16 protein-coding genes are annotated in these 19,093 nt (G+C 38.8%); 1 reads left to right on the forward strand and 15 read right to left on the reverse strand.

Translation table 11 applies throughout. The annotated features are described in order from the left end of the window. The 10 genes from rbfA to gpr all read right to left on the reverse strand — a co-directional run bounded on the left by rbfA (window position 1) and on the right by gpr (window position 12,538). Window positions 1-363: a 30S ribosome-binding factor RbfA gene (gene rbfA / locus LQE94_RS02420; protein ID WP_022076114.1), complete on the reverse strand. Its 363-nt coding sequence runs from the start codon at window positions 361-363 to the stop codon at window positions 1-3. Between the two features lie 61 nt (window positions 364-424). Further along, complete coding sequence (gene infB / locus LQE94_RS02425; RefSeq protein ID WP_240576900.1) at window positions 425-3,115, reverse strand: translation initiation factor IF-2; 2,691 nt, start codon at window positions 3,113-3,115, stop codon at window positions 425-427. A 25-nt stretch (window positions 3,116-3,140) separates the two neighbouring features. After that, window positions 3,141-3,455, reverse strand: coding sequence for a L7Ae/L30e/S12e/Gadd45 family ribosomal protein (locus tag LQE94_RS02430; RefSeq protein WP_117989857.1), 315 nt, complete (start codon window positions 3,453-3,455; stop codon window positions 3,141-3,143). Beyond that, window positions 3,442-3,720: an RNase P modulator RnpM gene (gene rnpM, locus LQE94_RS02435; protein ID WP_117989856.1), complete on the reverse strand. Its 279-nt coding sequence runs from the start codon at window positions 3,718-3,720 to the stop codon at window positions 3,442-3,444. The genes LQE94_RS02430 and rnpM overlap by 14 nt, the downstream gene beginning before the upstream one ends. A 32-nt stretch (window positions 3,721-3,752) precedes the next feature. Then, entirely contained in the window at window positions 3,753-4,952 is a 1,200-nt protein-coding gene (nusA, locus tag LQE94_RS02440) for a transcription termination factor NusA (protein ID WP_118723765.1), read from the reverse strand. 252 nt (window positions 4,953-5,204) lie between these two features. After that, on the reverse strand, window positions 5,205-5,672 hold the full coding sequence (gene rimP / locus LQE94_RS02445; protein WP_118723766.1) for a ribosome maturation factor RimP: 468 nt from the start codon (window positions 5,670-5,672) through the stop codon (window positions 5,205-5,207). 249 nt (window positions 5,673-5,921) lie between these two features. Then, window positions 5,922-8,168 carry a DNA gyrase/topoisomerase IV subunit A gene (locus LQE94_RS02450; RefSeq protein WP_022076108.1) on the reverse strand — a complete coding sequence of 749 codons (2,247 nt, stop codon included), beginning with the start codon at window positions 8,166-8,168 and terminating at the stop codon, window positions 5,922-5,924. 21 nt (window positions 8,169-8,189) lie between these two features. Continuing rightward, entirely contained in the window at window positions 8,190-10,112 is a 1,923-nt protein-coding gene (locus tag LQE94_RS02455) for a DNA gyrase/topoisomerase IV subunit B (protein ID WP_240576901.1), read from the reverse strand. Window positions 10,113-10,274: 162 nt separating this feature from the next. Further along, entirely contained in the window at window positions 10,275-11,456 is a 1,182-nt protein-coding gene (spoIIP, locus tag LQE94_RS02460; RefSeq protein ID WP_240576902.1) for a stage II sporulation protein P, read from the reverse strand. Between the two features lie 107 nt (window positions 11,457-11,563). Beyond that, a complete protein-coding gene (gene gpr / locus LQE94_RS02465; RefSeq protein WP_240576903.1) occupies window positions 11,564-12,538 on the reverse strand; it encodes a GPR endopeptidase in 975 nt (324 codons plus the stop codon). A 217-nt stretch (window positions 12,539-12,755) separates the two neighbouring features. Here gpr and rpsT point away from each other — a divergent pair, with 217 nt between their 5' ends. After that, the gene (gene rpsT / locus LQE94_RS02470) at window positions 12,756-13,019 is read left to right on the forward strand and encodes a 30S ribosomal protein S20 (protein ID WP_117989851.1); all 264 of its coding nucleotides are present in this window, start codon (window positions 12,756-12,758) and stop codon (window positions 13,017-13,019) included. A gap of 234 nt (window positions 13,020-13,253) precedes the next feature. On the opposite strand, the gene ilvC is transcribed toward rpsT, so the two are convergent. The 5 genes from ilvC to LQE94_RS02495 all read right to left on the reverse strand — a co-directional run bounded on the left by ilvC (window position 13,254) and on the right by LQE94_RS02495 (window position 19,067). Next, entirely contained in the window at window positions 13,254-14,273 is a 1,020-nt protein-coding gene (ilvC, locus tag LQE94_RS02475; protein WP_022076103.1) for a ketol-acid reductoisomerase, read from the reverse strand. Between the two features lie 125 nt (window positions 14,274-14,398). Then, entirely contained in the window at window positions 14,399-14,896 is a 498-nt protein-coding gene (ilvN, locus tag LQE94_RS02480; RefSeq protein ID WP_118723770.1) for an acetolactate synthase small subunit, read from the reverse strand. 198 nt (window positions 14,897-15,094) lie between these two features. Further along, entirely contained in the window at window positions 15,095-16,117 is a 1,023-nt protein-coding gene (gene galE / locus LQE94_RS02485; protein WP_022076101.1) for a UDP-glucose 4-epimerase GalE, read from the reverse strand. A gap of 62 nt (window positions 16,118-16,179) precedes the next feature. Beyond that, window positions 16,180-17,103 (reverse strand): nucleotidyltransferase family protein, encoded by a 924-nt coding sequence (locus tag LQE94_RS02490; protein ID WP_240576904.1) that lies wholly within the window; start codon window positions 17,101-17,103, stop codon window positions 16,180-16,182. A 134-nt stretch (window positions 17,104-17,237) separates the two neighbouring features. Further along, window positions 17,238-19,067 (reverse strand): ABC-F family ATP-binding cassette domain-containing protein, encoded by a 1,830-nt coding sequence (locus tag LQE94_RS02495; protein ID WP_240576905.1) that lies wholly within the window; start codon window positions 19,065-19,067, stop codon window positions 17,238-17,240. Between the last annotated feature and the right edge of the window lie 26 nt (window positions 19,068-19,093).

Consider the following 19,093-nt stretch of genomic DNA (forward strand, 5'->3'; position numbering starts at 1 on the left):
TTATTCCTCACCTTTTTTTGTCAAATCATCTATCATCTTACTCATGTTTACTCCATATTCAATGGACTGATCTAAAATAAATGTAATCTCCGGAGTATTTCTCATATTGATCGTTCTTGCAAGCTCACGACGGATATATCCTTCTGCACTCTGCAAACCTTTCAATGTATCTTCCTGAGCTTTTTCATCTCCCAGCACGCTGATATATGCCTTGCAGGTCTTTAAATCCGGAGCTACTTCAACCGCTACAACGGATGTCATCGGTGCAACTCGTGGATCTTTAATCCCGCCACGCAGTATATTACTTAACTCATGATGAACTTCTGCATTCACTCTTGTATTTTTTATACTGTTCTTTCTCATGTTTCATCGCTCCTTATACGTTCTGCCCCGAACAGATTCTGTCCGGAGCAGTATTTTTAGATTATTTTCTTTCTACTTCAACCATCTTGTATGCTTCTACAAGGTCACCCTCTTTAATGTCATTGTAATTTTCAAATACAAATCCACACTCATATCCGGCTTTTACTTCTTTTACATCATCTTTAAAACGTTTCAGTGATGCAAGAGGTCCATCAAAGATTACAATACCATCACGAGTCAGACGCACTGAACAGTTACGCTCGAAGATACCATCCTGTACATAAGAACCTGCAATTGTACCAACACCGGATGCTTTAAATGTCTGACGCACTTCTGCGTGACCAAGTACTTTTTCTTCAAATACCGGATCAAGCATACCTTTCATAGCTGCTTCCACATCTTCAATCGCACTATAAATAACACGATACAATCTCAAGTCAACACCTTCACGCTCTGCAATGTCTTTTGCAGTTGCATCCGGGCGAACGTTAAATCCGATAATAATTGCATTCGATGCAGATGCCAATGTTACGTCTGATTCATTAATCGCACCAACACCACCATGGATAATCTTAATTACTACTTCATCATTAGAAAGCTTAAGCAAGCTCTGTTTCATTGCCTCTACAGAACCCTGAACATCAGCTTTTACAACAATGTTCAATTCTTTCAAATTGCCTTCCTGAATCTGTGTGAACAGATCATCCAAAGACATCTTACTTTTTGTTTCTTCCAAAAGCTTTGCTTTATTCTGTGCAATAAATGTCTCAGCAAAGTTTCTTGCAGCTTTTTCTGTTTCACATCCCACAAATACTTCTCCGGCATTTGGCACGTCATTAAGACCAAGAATCTCAACTGGCTGTGAAGGTCCTGCTTCTTTCACGCGACGACCTTTATCGTCCATCATTGCACGTACTTTACCATGTGCAGAACCAGCTGCGATTGCATCTCCAACATGCAGAGTACCTTTCTGCACAAGTACAGTTGCAACAGATCCTTTTCCTTTATCCAACTGAGCTTCAATAACAAGACCTCTTGCTGCACGATTTGGATTTGCTTTTAACTCCATAACTTCTGCTGTTAAAAGAACCATCTCAAGTAATTCTTTGATTCCTTCTTTTGTATGTGCTGATACTGGTACAAAAATTGTACTTCCGCCCCAGTCTTCCGGAATCAATTCATACTCTGTCAATTCCTGTTTTACACGTTCCACATTAGCACTTGGTTTATCAATCTTGTTGATTGCAACAATAATTTCAATTCCGGCAGCCTTTGCATGGTTGATAGCCTCTACTGTCTGTGGCATAACACCATCATCTGCGGCTACTACAAGGATTGCGATGTCTGTAGAACTTGCACCACGCATACGCATAGCTGTAAATGCTTCATGTCCAGGTGTATCCAGAAATGTAATTTTTTCTCCATCAACTTCTACAACAGATGCACCGATATGCTGTGTAATACCACCTGCCTCACGATCGATCACATTCGAATGACGGATTGCGTCAAGCAATGATGTTTTACCATGGTCAACGTGACCCATAACACAGACAACAGGAGGACGTTTCACCATATCTGCTTCATCCTCTTCGTCTTCTTTCAAAAGTTCTTCGATCACATCGACAACTACTTCTTTCTCACAAAGAACATCGAATTCCATTGCGATTTCTTCTGCTGTCTCATAATCAATTTCCTGGTTTACTGTTACAACCTTGCCCTGCATAAACAACTTTTTAATAATTACAGATGGAACAATCTTCATCTTATCAGCAAGTTCCTGGATTGTAAGAACTTCAGGAATTGTAATCTGTTTAATTTCTTCTTCCACCTCAACCGGCTTCGGCTGTGGTTTCTGAGGTTTTTTCGCTTCAGCTACCTGTTTCTGCTTTTTACCTTTTTTGCCTTTATTCTCAAACTCTCCGTCACGAAGCTCTTTCTTCTTGTAATCTTTCTCTTTGTCTTTTGCTTTATTTCTCTGAGTTTTCTGCTGTTCTACCATTGGTGCCGGAATAGAATCACGATCTTCTCTGCGTCCCTGTCCCTGTCTTCCCTGTGGACGTGAATTACCTCTGTCATTTCTGTCGTTTCTATCATTTCTGTCATTATTATTAAAGCGTCCGCCACGATCATTTCTATCGTTTCTGTCATTATTGTTAAAGCGTCCGCCACGATCATTTCTATCGTTTCTGTCATTATTATTAAAGCGTCCGCCACGATCGTTTCTATCGTTTCTGTCATTGTTATTAAAGCGTCCGCCACGATCATTTCTATCGTTTCTGTCATTATTGTTAAAGCGTCCGCCTTGAGGCCTGTCATTTCTTCTCTGACCCTGTTCCGCATTCTGTGGACGTGATCCGTTTACGCCGTTTGACTGTGGTTTTGCTGCTGCCACTCCCTGTGTATTCTGACCCTGATTTGCAGGTTTTGCAGTTCTGTTTTCATTCTGTGGGCGCTGTCCCTGGCGGTTTCCATTCTGTGGACGCTGTCCCTGACGATTTCCATTCTGCATTTTTCCACTCTTAGAATTCTGTGGACGAAATACTTGTACGATTGTTTTCTTTTTCGGAGCTCCGTCCTCTGTATTCTCAGCTTTTTTCTTTGCATACTCGCTACGGATTGTATCTGTAACCTGCTCTTCCAAAGTACTCATATGGCTTTTCACTTCCACTTTTTTCTTTGCAAGAATATCTAATAACTCTTTGTTGTCCATTCCCAACTCTTTTGCTAACTCATGTACTCTCAATTTTGTCATATTATAAACTACCTCCTTTATGCAATTACTCGTTGACTGTTTCAAATTGTTTTTGAATTCCCTTTGCAAATCCTTCATCCAATATTGCCAGAGATGCACGGAATTCTTTTCCCATTGCATGCCCTAAGGTATCTTTATCTCCGTAAAAATAAATTGGAACCTTATAAAATTCACACATGTCCCGAAACTTCTTTTTTGTATTATCAGATGAATCTTCTGCTACGATCACAAGTGTGGCACGACCACACTTTGTTTCTCGTTCTGTCATAAATTCTCCACTCACGCATCTTCCTGCCTTTGTTGCAAGTCCTATCAGAGACAATATCTTATCTGGTTTCAAGTTCACTCATCTCCTTTTCCAGACGATCGTACACCTCTGTCGGAATTGCCTGTTTGAAAGACCTCTCAAGTCCTTTACTCTTTACTGCCTTTTCAAAACAATCTTTTGACATGCACAGATATGCGCCACGTCCATTCTTCTTGCCTGTTGTATCCAGAACAAATTCATTCTCCTCTGTTCTTAAAACACGCATCAATTCTTTCTTCGGTTTCATTTCGCCGCAGCCAACACATTTTCGCATTGGTATCTTTCGCTTTGTCGTCAACTATCTTATCTCCTTCCAAAGATGAATATGAATTATTCTTCTGTTTCTACAAATTCGAATTCTTCTACATCGTCTTCTGTATTATCATACTGAGCATCTGCATCTTCTGCATCTGTCTCGTACTCTCCTACATATCCCTCTTCATCCTCTTCCATGTTGTTCATCTGATCCATGTAATCTTCCGGAAGTTCTCCTGATTCGATTGCCTGTGTTTCACTCTTAATATCAATCTTATATCCTGTAAGACGAGCTGCAAGTCTTGCATTCTGTCCTTCTTTACCAATTGCAAGTGAAAGCTGGTAATCTGGTACAATCACGCTTGCTGTTTTCTCATCCGGATCAGCCATAACTGAAATAACCTTTGCAGGACTCAAAGCATTTTCAATTAATAATGCCGGATTATCACTCCAGTTAATAATATCAATTTTTTCTCCACGAAGTTCATTTACAACAGCATTCACACGTGCTCCATTCATTCCGACACATGCTCCTACAGGATCCACATTCTCATCATTAGACCATACTGCCATCTTTGTACGAGAACCTGCCTCACGTGCAATACTCTTAATCTCTACTGTTCCGTCTTTTACTTCTGCAACTTCTGCTTCAAACAAACGTTTTACAAGTTCCGGATGTGTTCTTGACACAAGAATCTTCGGTCCCTTTGTTGTATTCTTAACCTCTACAATATAGAGTTTAATTCTCTCTGTCGGCTCAAACTTTTCACCTTTTACCTGTTCATTTTCTGTCAGCATCGCATCTGCTTTACCAAGGTTGATGCTGATATTCTTGCCTACATAACGCTGAACAATACCTGTTACGATATCTTTTTCTTTTGCAAAATACTGATCAAATACTACTTTTCGTTCCTCTTCTCTGATTTTCTGCAAAATCAGGTTCTTTGCATTCTGTGTTGCGATACGTCCAAATGATTTTGATTCTACAGGAATTTGAGCGATATCTCCAATGTGCAAAGATGAATCCAGCTTTTCAGCATCTTCCAGACTGATCTCGATTGCAGGATCAAATACTTCCTCTACAACTTCTTTCTCTGCATATACAGAATAATCACATGTTTCACGATTCATAATAATTTTGATGTTATCAGATGTTCCAAAATGATTTTTACAAGCGCTGATCAATGAATTTTCGATTGCATCCATCATAGTATCTTTACTGATATTTTTTTCTTCTTCCAAAATTGTCAAGGCTTCCAGTAATTCTGTGTTCATTATTCATTCCTCCTAAATTTATAAAATTTCATTTCTATTTTTTCAACTTCTTGTTACTGCTCAATTTTATCTCAGTCGAGAAGACTCCCACCTCTTTTAGGTGGTGAGTAACAGCAAATTTGTCTCAGTGGGAGTCCAATCTCCGACTAAGATAAACGCTCCGCGAGGATGCACAGTGATTCTGTAAAGAATGTGTCAGCTTACGCTGACCAGAATCACGCGCCAAGTCTCGCGGCTGCTCGACTTGAATGTTTAAAAATCCAGAGCAAGACGGATCAAAGCGATATCACTTTTATTAAATACCTGCTCCGTGTCATCTTCATAAGCAATTGTTACGGTATCATTATCATATGCTTTCAGAATACCTGTAAATTCCTTCTGACGGTCAATTGCCCGATATGTACGAATCTCAACTTCCTCTCCCATGCTTCTCTTAAAATCTTTCTCCTTTTTCAACGGACGACCAAGTCCCGGAGAACTCACTTCAAAAATATAAGCATCTTCAATATAGTCTTTCTCATCCAGAATATCCGAAAACTGACGGCTTACAACCTCACAATCATCCACTGTGATTCCACCCGGCTTATCAATATAAGCTCGCAGATACCAGGTTCCTGCTTCCTTTACATATTCCACATCCACCAGTTCAAATCCATGTCCGGTAACGATTGGTTCTAAAAGTTCTTCTGTCTGTTGTTCGTATTGTTCTCTTCTTGACACGTTATACTTCCTTTCTCACAATGCAATAAAGAAGAGTGAACTTTCGTTCACTCTTCTGCCAAATCCTTTATGTAACTAATGCTTACTATAACACTTTTCAATCTACAATGCAAGAGGGTTTGCATTTTATTTTAAATTTTACTCACTCTTTCGTTGCTGAACACAGATACCGTGAGACTTGGTGCGTAATTCTGGTCAACGAAAGCTGACAGGTTCCTATCAGAATCACTGTGCATCCTCGCGGAGCGTTTATCCTCGATACTTTGTACCAACTCCATCTCTTTTTGCGAGTTTCAAACGATTTAATGTCACTTCTTTTTCATTGTACTGGATCTTTGTCTCTATACCATCTTCATATAAATAAACATGTTCCATCTCATCATTTTTCTGCAAACGGATACCTCTCACTCCTACAGCTCCTTTTTTCTTTTCCGGAACATCTGCAGCAGAAAATTTTAAGAAATATCCATTCTTCGTCTGCAGCACCACACACTGATTGTCTGTTACAACCTGTACACTTAGTAATTCATCATCTTCTTGAAGCTTTGTTGCTGCAATTGTACGTTTTGCAACCTGGAATTCACTTCCATCCACCTGCTTGAGCATCCCTTGCTTTGTCGCAAACAGTAATTTTACAAATCTCATCTGCTCTGCATCACATACCATGATAATTTGTTCTTCGGCACTCGAATAATTTGTCAGATTATCAATCGGGGTTCCCTTATCTCTGAATTTTCCATATGGAAGATCAAGCACTTTCACCTGATGCATTCGCCCTGCGTCTGTAAAGAAACAAATCTTCCCTGTATTCATACAATGCACAACATACTTGCTTTCTTTATCCGCAGCTTCTTTGTTACGCTCATAAACACTGACATCAACCGTCTTAGAATATCCAAATCGGTCCATCAAAAATACAACTTCTTGCTCCTCGATTTTCTTTTCTTCAAATACAGCTTCCTCAGCATTCTCTACAACTGTGCGGCGTTTCCTTCCATATTCCTTTTTAAAGTTATCCAATTCGCCTATGATAACTTCTGACATTGAATCATAATTATTCAAAATATCTTCATATCTTTTAATATTCGCCACTGTTATCTCATGTTCTTTTTGAAGTGCTTCAATTTCGAGTCCTATTAATTTATACAGACGCATTTCAAGAATTGCTGTCGCCTGACGTTCTGTAAATCTAAGCATTGCTGCCATCTTTTTAGAAATATTTGATTTAAATTTGATATTATCTGTCACACCATTTACCAGACAGGCTTTTGCATCTTTCACAGACTTACTGCCTCTCAATATTTCAATAATAAGATCGATCACATCACAAGCTTTGATCAACCCTTCCTGAACTTCTCGTTTTTCCTGTTCTTTTGCAAGTAATGTCTTATATTTTCGCGTTGTTACCTCAAACTGAAAATCGACATGATATTCAATGATCTTTTTAAGCCCCAGTGTCTCTGGTCGCCCGTCTGCTACAGCCAGCATATTTACTCCAAATGTATCTTCCAGACGTGTTTTCTTGTATAGCATGTTTTTCAGATTCTCTACATCTGCACCACGCTTCAATTCCAGTACAATTCGAATTCCCTCTTTTGAAGACTGGTTTGAAATATCTACAATATCTGTTGTTTTTTTCGTTTCTACCAGATTCGCCACATCATTTAAAAATTTAGAAATTCCAGAACCAATCATTGTATATGGAATCTCAGTGATAACAAGCTGTTTCTTTCCACCTTTTAAATCTTCGACTTCTACCTTACCACGAATCTTAATTTTTCCTTGTCCGGATTCATAAATTGAAAGTAAATCATCTTTATTTACAACTATTCCTCCTGTTGGAAAATCAGGTCCCTTCACATACTTCATCAATTGCTTTGTAGTAATCGCATCATTTTTCATATATGCTTTTACCGCATCTACTACTTCTGCAAGATTATGTGTAGGAATGCTTGTTGCCATACCGACCGCAATTCCTTCCGCACCATTGATCAACAAATTAGGCACACGTGCCGGAAGTACCAACGGCTCTTTCTCTGTCTCATCAAAGTTCGGCCCAAAATCAATAACATTTTTATCCAAATCTGATAAATATGCTTCCTGCGTAAATTTAGTAAGTCTTGCTTCTGTATAACGCATTGCAGCGGCACCATCACCCTCAATGGAACCAAAGTTACCATGTCCATCTACCAGTACCATTCCTTTTTTGAAATCCTGTGCCATTACAACAAGCGCATCATAGATTGAACTATCTCCATGCGGATGATATTTACCCATTGTATCTCCGACGATACGGGCACATTTTCTATAAGGTTTGTCATAGCGGATTCCCAACTCATGCATATCATACAATGTTCTTCGCTGTACCGGCTTAAGACCATCTCTTACATCTGGCAATGCACGTGCAATAATTACACTCATGGCATAATCGATATAAGATTTTTTCATCAAATCAGAATATTCTGTTCTGATAATCTGTGATTCATTATTGCTCATAATTTTCTCCTTCCAGGCATCTTAGATATCCAGTTCGGCTTCCGTTGCATTTTCATAAATAAATGCCCTGCGTGGTGGCACTTCTGTCCCCATCAACATCTCTGTAACACTGGATGCCATACGTGCATCTTCAATTTCTACTAATTTCAAAAGTCTTGTTTCCGGATCCAATGTTGTCTCCCAAAGCTGCTGGGCATCCATCTCTCCAAGACCTTTATATCGCTGCAATGTAAATCCACCCTCATGAGTTTTCCGATAACGTTCAAGGGCTGCATCATCATATAAATACTCTTCCTCCCCCTTCTTCGGCATTGCCTTATAAAGTGGCGGCATCGCAATATACACATGTCCTTCATAAATCAATTCTGGCATAAAGCGATAAAACAGTGTTAATAATAATGTAGAAATATGCGCTCCATCTACATCGGCATCGGCCATAATAATAATCTTGTCGTATCGCAATTTAGTAATATCAAAATCATTGCCGTATCCTTCTGAAAATCCACATCCAAATGCATTGATCATTGTTTTTATTTCTGCATTAGCCAGCACTTTATCAATACTTGCCTTTTCGACATTTAATATCTTACCGCGGATTGGCAGGATTGCCTGATAATTTCTGTTTCTGGCAGTCTTTGCTGAACCACCTGCCGAATCTCCCTCAACAATAAATATTTCACATTTCTTCGGATCACGACTCTCGCAATTCGCCAGTTTTCCATTACTGTCAAATGAATACTTCTGTTTTGTCAAAAGATTTGTCTTTGCTTTTTCTTCTGTCTTACGAATCTTCGCTGCCTTCTCTGCACTGGATAACACTGTCTTTAATGTTTCCAGGTTACGGTCGAAATACAGAACAATCTCATCTCCAGTCACTTTGCCAGTTGCTTTTGCTGCATCTGGATTATCAAGTTTCGTCTTTGTCTGTCCCTCGAAACGCGGGTCCGGATGCTTGATCGATACAATTGCAGTCATACCATTACGAATATCTGCTCCTGTAAAGTTCGCATCCTTTTCTTTCAATACTCCAAGTTCACGTGCATACTGATTCATCACTGTTGTAAAAGTTGTTTTAAATCCAGTCAGATGTGTACCACCTTCTGAATTGTAAATATTATTACAAAAACCAAGTACATTTTCATGAAACTCATTTACATATTGAATCACAGCCTCCACTTCAATTCCATCCGCTTCTCCTTTGAAATAAATTGGATCATGAAGTACTTCTTTCTTTTTATTCAAATCACGGATAAAACCTATAATTCCATCTGGTTCGTGATATTCAACATGTTCTTCACTTCCCGGACGTTTATCATCAAAGACAATTGTAAGATTCGGGTTCAGATATGCTGTCTCATGCATACGACTCTTTACTTCTTCTGCACGAAATTTCGTCTTTTCAAAGATTGTATCATCCGGCAAAAAATTCACCTTAGTTCCGGTTTTTCTTGTCTTTCCGACAACCGGAAGTAATCCATTCTCCAATTCAATTGTAGGAATACCTCTCTCATATGCATCATGGTGGATTGCCCCTTCTCTACTGATCCACACATCCATATGTGTCGACAATGCATTCACGACGGAAGATCCAACCCCATGAAGACCTCCGCTTGTTTTATACGCCGAATCGTCAAACTTTCCTCCTGCATGCAATGTTGTGTATACAAGTCTCGCTGCGGAAACTCCCTTTTGATGCATTCCCACCGGTACGCCTCGTCCATTATCTTCAACCGTTGCGGAACCATCCTTCTCTAATGTCACATGAATCTCAGAACAGTATCCGGCAAGATGCTCATCCACTGCATTGTCTACAATTTCATAAATCAAATGATTCAATCCTTTTGTAGATACACTTCCTATATACATACCCGGTCTTTTACGAACCGCCTCTAGTCCTTCCAATACCGCAATACTATCTGCATCATATGTATTTTTATTCGCCATATCCTCTCTCCTTCTCTTGCTTCCTGTATCTTTCCAGAAATTTGATCTTATTCCATCAGACACAGACTGCCTCATGGCATACTTCTTTATATTATCACGAATCTCAATTACTTTTCAATATCTTTTTCTCTATTTTGCAAACATATGTTCTCCTTCTGTTTTCTATCCTATCAATACATTCTGCAGGGTCACAGCAAGTACTTCCATTGCATTTCTCATTTCTTCTACTGTATTGGTTTGAGCCCCTGCCTCAATCAGTAAAGATTTTGGAAGTAAATGTAAATTATAGCGATACCCTCTCAAATAAATATGTCTCGCAAATCCCGGATACATTCGTTCACAGGCAAGCTGCATTTGAAGTGAAAACGCCAAATTATCCTGTATGTAAGGATTATATAAATATTCAATATCTCCATTTGTCCTGGTTCGGCTAAGTCCATTAAAAAACATAATTTTCGCCGTCTGCTTTCCTCCAATATCCGTCACAAGATGTGTCTCTTCTGCCACTCCATCCCTATGCAGATCTATTGCCACTTCAACGGAAGGATTCGCCTCCAGTATTGGTCTGACAGAGGCCTCTGCATTTTCATAGGCATTACTTCTATCTAGTTTTCCATTGATAATATCATAAACCCCTGTGTCATGGATTGTCTCTATCCCTTTCGCATTTAAAAGCTGTGTCAGATACTCTCCGATTCCTACTATACTGGTACTTGGATCTCCTGGTATAGAGTCTGCAAATGTTTCTTGCGAATGCGTATGAAAAATCAAAATTTTCGGCCCCTGACTGCTCTGATCTATTTTCATATTCTCACTAAGCAATGCGTCCGCATTCAGTTGTTCCGGTCCAATCATTGTTGAACTGTCTACAATATAGAAATTACTCAGTAGATAATCAAAATCTCTTAATCTTTCTATCGACAAATCGAGAACCGGCTGACTCTGTGCAGGCACAACTTCATCCTCTTGAGTTTCATTTTCCACCAGATTTCCTTTTTCATCAACATGATTCTCGTCATTTGCCTGACACTCCAGAATCTTCGCAATTGTGTCTTCATCCTCCACCACCTGCTTATATTCTCCTTGTTCAGTAACATAACCAACGAACGGAAACCACCTCATCGTACTCTTAAGCACCCATTGTTTTGCAGTATTTTTCCCTGACAGTTCACTTGCAAATACAATGGATGGCAAAAACATAGTCCCAAGATTTTGTATCAACATTTCATCGAATTGATATTTTATCATCGCCACTCCCGGCTTCACACCTCCGCAGGCATATGAAAATACCAACGTCAACACAACAATGCCTGCTGCCTTTGTCCCCCACCTTGGTATCTTCATATTTTTCACGACCTTCCTTTATATTAAACACCATCTAAATGACAGACATTTATACTTAGACATATTCACACAACATCTCCGTTATATTTATATATGAAATAACATTTTTAATTATTCGTTTTCATTTCTGTAAAAAGCATATTTAACGATTCAGATAAAGTGTAGCTGATTTGCTTTACAAGTTCATCTTCGTTTTTGGGTGTGACAAACATTCCATTTAAATGTGGTGATATCAGTTCTTTAATCAGCTCATATTTTTCACTATTATTATAGCTTCGCAATACATTTCCGACTCCTTTTAACACCTCCGATGTTTCCAGCGCACTAATTAGATTTTCCATAGTATCATTGACAATCGTCGCTGCATCTACAACTGTCGGAACTCCAATTCCGATTACCGGAATGCCCAGTGTCTCTTTTGTAAGACCACTCCTATGATTTCCTACTCCTGAACCCGGATGGATTCCCGTATCTGCAATCTGAATCGTTCGATTTAATCGTTTTGAATTTCGTGCAGCCAATGCATCAATCGCAATAACCATATCCGGTTTTGTCTCTGACACAATGCCTTTTATAATCTCAAGCGTTTCCATCCCCGTCTGTCCCATCACCCCCGGCACAATCGCGCTGACAATTCCATTTTCTTCCATATCCATTGCATATTTCCCATACTCTTTCATAATATGCCTCGTCACTCTTAAATTATCTACAACATATGGACCAAGTGCATCCGGCGTCACCTGACGATTGCCTAGTCCTACAACTAAAATGGAGCAAATTTCTTTCTCCTGCAAATGTATTATCTCCCCAATTTTTCTTGCAAGCTTTTCGGAAATTTCTCTGTGATAATCTTCGTCTGACATTGCCATATTAGGTGCTTCAATCGTCAAATATACTCCCACAGGTTTTCCCATGCTTTTAGCTCCGTTTTCCGTTTCGATTTTAACCTTTGTAATCTGAATCTCCAGTTCTTCTTCATACTCTTCCTCTAAAATCACTCCCGGAATTTCAACCTGATCTGATTCAAAACGTTCTTTTTCTTCCAACGCAAGATCAGTTCTCACATTATATTTTTCTAACATCGTCAATTTTTCCTCTTTTCCTTTTTTCTACTTGTATTTTTTACAGTATTTTTCAAATTATGTATTGACAAGTTCTTCCTATTAGCATAAAATAAACGAGTATGTTCCATTAGAACGTCCGTGTCCGAGTCTAATGTGGACAAGTAAAGTGGTGATTTATCATCCGCTTGAGATATTATTACATTTGAAAATTTATTATTATTTGGAGGTGCTCAGATTGGCTAACATTAAATCTGCTAAAAAAAGAATTTTAGTTAACGAAACTAAAGCTGCTAGAAACAAAGCAATCAAATCTAAAGTTAAAACTGCTATTAAGAAAGTAGACGCTGCAGTTGCACAGAAAGACGTTGAGGCTGCTAAGACAGCTCTCAAAGCTGCTATCGTTGAAATCACAAAAGCTGGAAGCAAAGGTGTATACCACAAAAATACAGTTTCAAGAAAGATTGCTCGTCTTTCAAAATCTGTAAACAGCATTGCTTAATTAATATATAGACGATTTTAAAACATCCGCTACCGTCATGGCGGATGTTTTTTATTGCGCTTGTGACGGTCGCTTGCAACACCTACATTGTACACCACAGTGTGCATCCTTAGCGGAGCGATTTTTATATATTAGGAAAGCACTTTCCTAATATATAAAAAAGCACTGCCCTACAACTATTATTGTTGTAGAACAATGCCTTTTATCTAATCTTATCTTTTCCTGATTTTCTAATTAGTTATTGATCAGTTTATCCTCATCACTCCAGCTATAGAGTTTTCTAATCTCAGCTCCAACCTTCTCTGATGGATGTTCTGCTGCCAGTTTTCTCATGGCTTTGAAATGAGCCTGTCCGCCTGCTTCTGACATATCTAACAGGAAGTCTTTTGCAAATGTACCATCCTGAATATCTGTAAGGATCTTTTTCATTGCTTTCTTTGTATCTTCTGTAATGATCTTTGGTCCTGTAATATAATCACCATACTCAGCTGTATTTGAAATAGAATATCTCATTCCTTCAAATCCTGACTGATAAATCAAATCAACGATCAGTTTCATCTCGTGAATACACTCAAAGTAAGCATTTCTTGGATCGTATCCAGCTTCGCATAATGTTTCAAAACCTGCCTGCATTAATGCACAAACACCACCGCAAAGTACTGCCTGCTCACCAAACAAGTCTGTCTCTGTCTCTGTTCTGAATGTTGTCTCAAGAACTCCGGCTCTTGCTCCACCGATTCCTGCTGCATATGCAAGTGCAATATCAAGAGCTTTACCTGTAGCATCCTGTTCAACAGCTACCAGACAAGGAACTCCCTTACCTACCTGATACTCACTTCTTACTGTGTGTCCTGGTCCTTTAGGGGCAATCATTGTAACATCAACATTTGCCGGTGGTATAATCTGATTGAAATGGATATTAAATCCATGAGCGAACATTAACATATTTCCCTCTTCCAGATTTGGTGCGATATCTTTTTTATAAAGTGCAGCCTGTTTCTCATCATTGATCAGAATCATAATAATATCAGCTCTCTTAGCTGCTTCTGCTGCTGTATATACTTTAAATCCCTGCTCTTCAGCTTTCTTCCAAGATTTGCTTCCTTCATACAGACCGATAATAACATTGCATCCAGAATCTTTCAGGTTCAATGCATGTGCATGTCCCTGGCTACCATATCCAATAATTGCAATTGTTTTTCCCTCTAACATTGAAAGGTTACAGTCTTCCTGATAATAAATTTTTGCTGCCATTTGCCATTCCTCCTAAAATTTCATGTCGGATTATCCCGACTGATTTGTATCTAGTTAAAGGCTTTTAAACCTCTAGCTTCTAAATTAAAAATTACTGCAATCCCTACTTCGATATTCTATAAGGATTATAAATATGTAATATCTTTGCTTCCTCTTGACAATCCTGTGATTCCGGTTCTTGCAAGCTCTAAAATCTCATAACCATCCAGCAAATTTAAAAATGCTTCCAATTTTGACTGATTTCCAGTAAGCTCAATCATAAGTGAATCCTGCTCTACGTCAACAATCTTCGCACGGAAGATATCTGCAACAGAAACAACTTCACTTCTCTGTTTTGAATTCGCTCTAATCTTAACCAGCATCAATTCACGATACACAGAATCTTCATCCTGTAATTTCTTAATACTTCTCACATCTACAAGTTTACGAAGCTGCTTTTCAATCTGTTCCAAAATCAATTCATCACCCGATGTTACTACCGTAATTCTGGTAAATCTTGAATCTGCAGTTCTACCTGCTGTGATACTGTCAATACTGTAGCCTCGTCTACTGAACAATCCTGCAATCCTACTTAAAACACCCGGATTGTTATCAACGAGTAAAGAATATACTTGTCTTCTCATAGTATCTCCCACTTTCCCACAAACGCTATTTTGTTTTATTTATAAAACAGAGTGCGTTCTGTTTTTTTATAATAGCAACTATACTTGTTTTTGTCAACACTTTCTACATTATTTCTCAAAAGTTTTTTCGTACACATCCCAATAGAAAAAGTGGCTGCCAACTTTCGTTGACAACCACTCATAGTTTTTAACTACCTATTACTCTTCGTCTCTGTATCCATTCGGATTGTGTGACTGCCATCTCCATGAATCTGCACACATCTCTTCAATACCACGCTCTGCTACCCAGCCAAGCTCTTCCTTTGCTTTTGTTGCATCACAATAACATGTTGCAATATCTCCGGCTCTTCTAGGTTTAATCTCGTATGGAATTTTCTTTCCACAAGCCTTTTCATACGCTTTCACAACATCCAGAACACTATATCCAACACCTGTTCCAAGATTATAGATATGAACTCCTGTCTGTCCTTTCATCTTTTCAATTGCTTTCACATGGCCAACCGCAAGATCAACTACATGAATATAATCACGTACGCCTGTTCCATCCGGTGTATCATAATCATCACCAAATACACCAAGACATTTCAACTTACCTACTGCAACCTGCGCAATATATGGCACCAAATTGTTCGGAATACCCTTTGGATCCTCACCAATTCTTCCTGATTCATGTGCTCCGATTGGATTGAAATAACGAAGCAGCATCACATTCCATTCTGGATCTCCAACATATAAATCTGTTAAAATCTGCTCTAACATTCCTTTTGTTCTTCCATATGGATTCGTAATCTCTCCCTTTGGACAATTTTCTGTAATCGGAATCTCCGCAGGGTCTCCGTATACTGTTGCGGAAGAACTGAAAATAATATTCTTACATCCATGTTTTCTCATCACATCTGTCAAAATCAGTGTACCTGTAATATTGTTGTGGTAATACTCCCAAGGTTTCTGAACAGACTCACCAACAGCTTTTAATCCGGCGAAATTAATCACCGCTTCAATATTTTCATTTTCAAAGATAGGATCAAGATCTTCTCGATTAAGGACATCCCCCTCATAAAACTTCAAAGATTTTCCTGTAATCTCCTGTACTCTCTCTAATGCCACTTCACTTGAATTATACAAATTGTCAATAACAACAACTTCATATCCTCTATTCAGAAGTTCCACACAAGTATGGCTTCCAATATATCCTGCTCCACCTGCTACTAAAATTGCCATAATCTTTTCATCCTTTCTTTTACAATGCTGTCAAACATAAAATCTTTAATTTAGATTCATGCCTATGCTTCCCACAAATGTTGTGGATAAACACCTGTATCCTTTAATTTCTGGACTGCTGAAACAACAGCTTCTTTGTCCTCTTTATATGTAATTCCGTACCATCTGTCTTCTGAACGCAGGACTTTAACATCTGCTTTATCTTCCTCTATCAGATCACTTACTACAGATGGAAGGAAATACTCACATTTCATAGGATTTTCTTTCAATCCTTTTTCCAAAAACTCTGGGAAACGACATTCCAGTTCTTTTAACATACTTGCTGTAAATCCAAACATGTTCATAGACACAATACTATCTGCTGCAATATCTTCCCATGTCTTCCCATCATCCTCTGTAAACTGTACGCCCATATCACGCTGCTCTATGTGTGTACGTTCTGTGATTCCTGTCAGAAATGCATCCTTATCCATCTCACAGATTCCTCTGGAAACATATCCATTCTCTGTCAATGTATTAGACAAAATGTAGCCTACCATTGCATAATGATACTTCTCATCATCTTCATTTTCAGTCAGATAATTATAAATCTCCTGGAATGCATGTACTCCATAATAATCATCTGCATTAATTACTGCAAATGGTCCATCTACTACATCTTTACAGCTTAAAATTGCATGTCCTGTACCAAATGGTTTTACGCGTCCCTCCGGAACTTCAAATCCTTCCGGCAGTGTATCCAGTTCCTGATATACATACTCGACATCCATATACTGGCTGATTCTGTCTCCAATTCCCGCTTTAAATTCCTTCTCAATTGCTTTCTTGATGATGAATACTACTTTTTCAAATCCGGCACGCTTTGCATCATAAATGGAAAAATCCATAATAATATGTCCTTCATTATCTACCGGATCAATCTGTTTTAATCCACCATATCTGCTGCCCATACCTGCTGCCATAATTACTAATACAGGTTTCTTCATTGTTATCTTCCTCCATCCTTCATCGTAATCAGTATACTTCGACTATATTTTCAAATCAATAAACGAAACGTGCATAATACGTTAAATTTATGTAATTTTGTTGCACGCTGTCTATATCTTTTGTAACAAAAATGCTATTTTTTCTGCGCTTCAATCTTTTCAGCCAAATCATTCAAATACACCCAGCGATCCATTTTTTCTTCAAGCTGTGCTTCCGCCTCCGATTTTTCTCCCATCAATTCTGAAAGTTTTGCAGAATTCGTTGCATTCTCCATAATTGCTGCATCCAGATTCTCAATTTTTTCTTCCAGTTCAGCAATCTCGTCATCTATCATATCATATTCTCGTTGTTCTTTGAAACTAAACTTTAATTTCACCGGTTGATTCTGTTTCCATTCTTTCGCGTTACTTTTCTTTTCTTCCGGCGTATTTATCGCTTTTTCGGAACCACTTCCCGGATTACTTCCGGTTTCTCCCATTCCCATTCTCTGTCTTGTTTCCAGATAATCCGTATATGCACCTTCATACTGTTTTAATTTTCCATTTCCTTCAAATGCAAAAATCCGCTCAACTACATTATCCAAAAAATACCGATCATGGGATACCGTAATAATAATTCCAGAAAATGAATCCAAATAATCTTCCAAAATAGTCAACGTTGGAATATCCAAATCATTTGTCGGCTCATCAAGAATCAATACATTCGGAGATTCCATCAAAACCTTGCATAAATACAATCTTCGCTTCTCTCCACCAGACAATTTTTCAATCGGAGTATATTGCATTGCCCCATCAAACAAAAATCGCTCCAGCATCTGCGAAGCCGTAATTCGCCCTTCCTTTGTCGGTACATACTCGGCCACATCTTTGATGTAATCAATCACTCTCTGTTTGCCATCCATATCTGTGACTTCCTGTGCGAAATAACCGATTTTAATTGTATCTCCGATTTCAACTTCGCCTTCATCCGGCTGAATCACTCCTGTGATAATCTTCATCAATGTAGACTTTCCACACCCATTCGGTCCGATAATTCCTAAACGCTGATTCTTTAACACAATATAATCAAAATCGTCGATTACCCTCTTCTCTCCATAACTCTTACTTACATGGTGCAGCTCGATCGTCTTTTTCCCCATTCGCGTTCCAATTGAATCAAGCTCTACATTCTGATCTGTAACAGGTGCTTTCCCGGCCTTTAAAGCTTCCAATCTTTCCAATCTGGCTCTCTGCTTTGTTGAACGTGCACGACACCCTCTTTTTGCCCACTCCAATTCCATACGAAGTACACTCTGTCGTTTTCGCTCCGTTGCCAGTTCCATCTCCTCGCGTTGCGCCTTCATCTCCAAAAACTTTGAATAATTCGCCACATAAGAATAAAGCTTACCATGACTAATCTCCAAAATCTTGTTCGTTACACGATCCAGGAAATATCGATCATGTGTAACCATAATTACAACACCACGGAATCGATTCAAATAATCCTCCAGCCATATAGCCATCTCATTATCAATATGGTTCGTAGGCTCGTCCAAAATCAGTACATCTGCCGGATTCACTAACGTTCGCGCAAGTGCAACACGTTTTTTCTGTCCTCCCGACAAATGCTCGATCAAAGCATCATGTTCTGTAATCCCCAAATTATTCAACACTGTCTTAGCTTCACTCTCCGTTGCCCAATCCTGGCTCAGTTTCCCATCAGCGACATAAGACAGTACCGTTGCTCCATCTGGAAATTCCGGGTTCTGCGGAAGATATGTTACACGCAATCCATTCTGGCGGATTACCTGTCCCTCATCTGGTTCTTCCAACCCCGCAATAATTTTTAATAATGTTGTCTTTCCGGTTCCATTGATTCCAATAATTCCAATCTTATCGCCTTCGTGAATTCCATAAGAAACATCATCAAAAATCTTTTTCTCTCCATATAATTTACTAACATGTTCAATATTTAAAACATTCATTTAAAATCCTCTTGCTTAAGTTTCTT

It is taken from the genome of Mediterraneibacter sp. NSJ-151, assembly GCF_022487435.1.
Taxonomy (GTDB): Bacteria; Bacillota; Clostridia; order Lachnospirales; family Lachnospiraceae; genus Schaedlerella; species Schaedlerella hominis.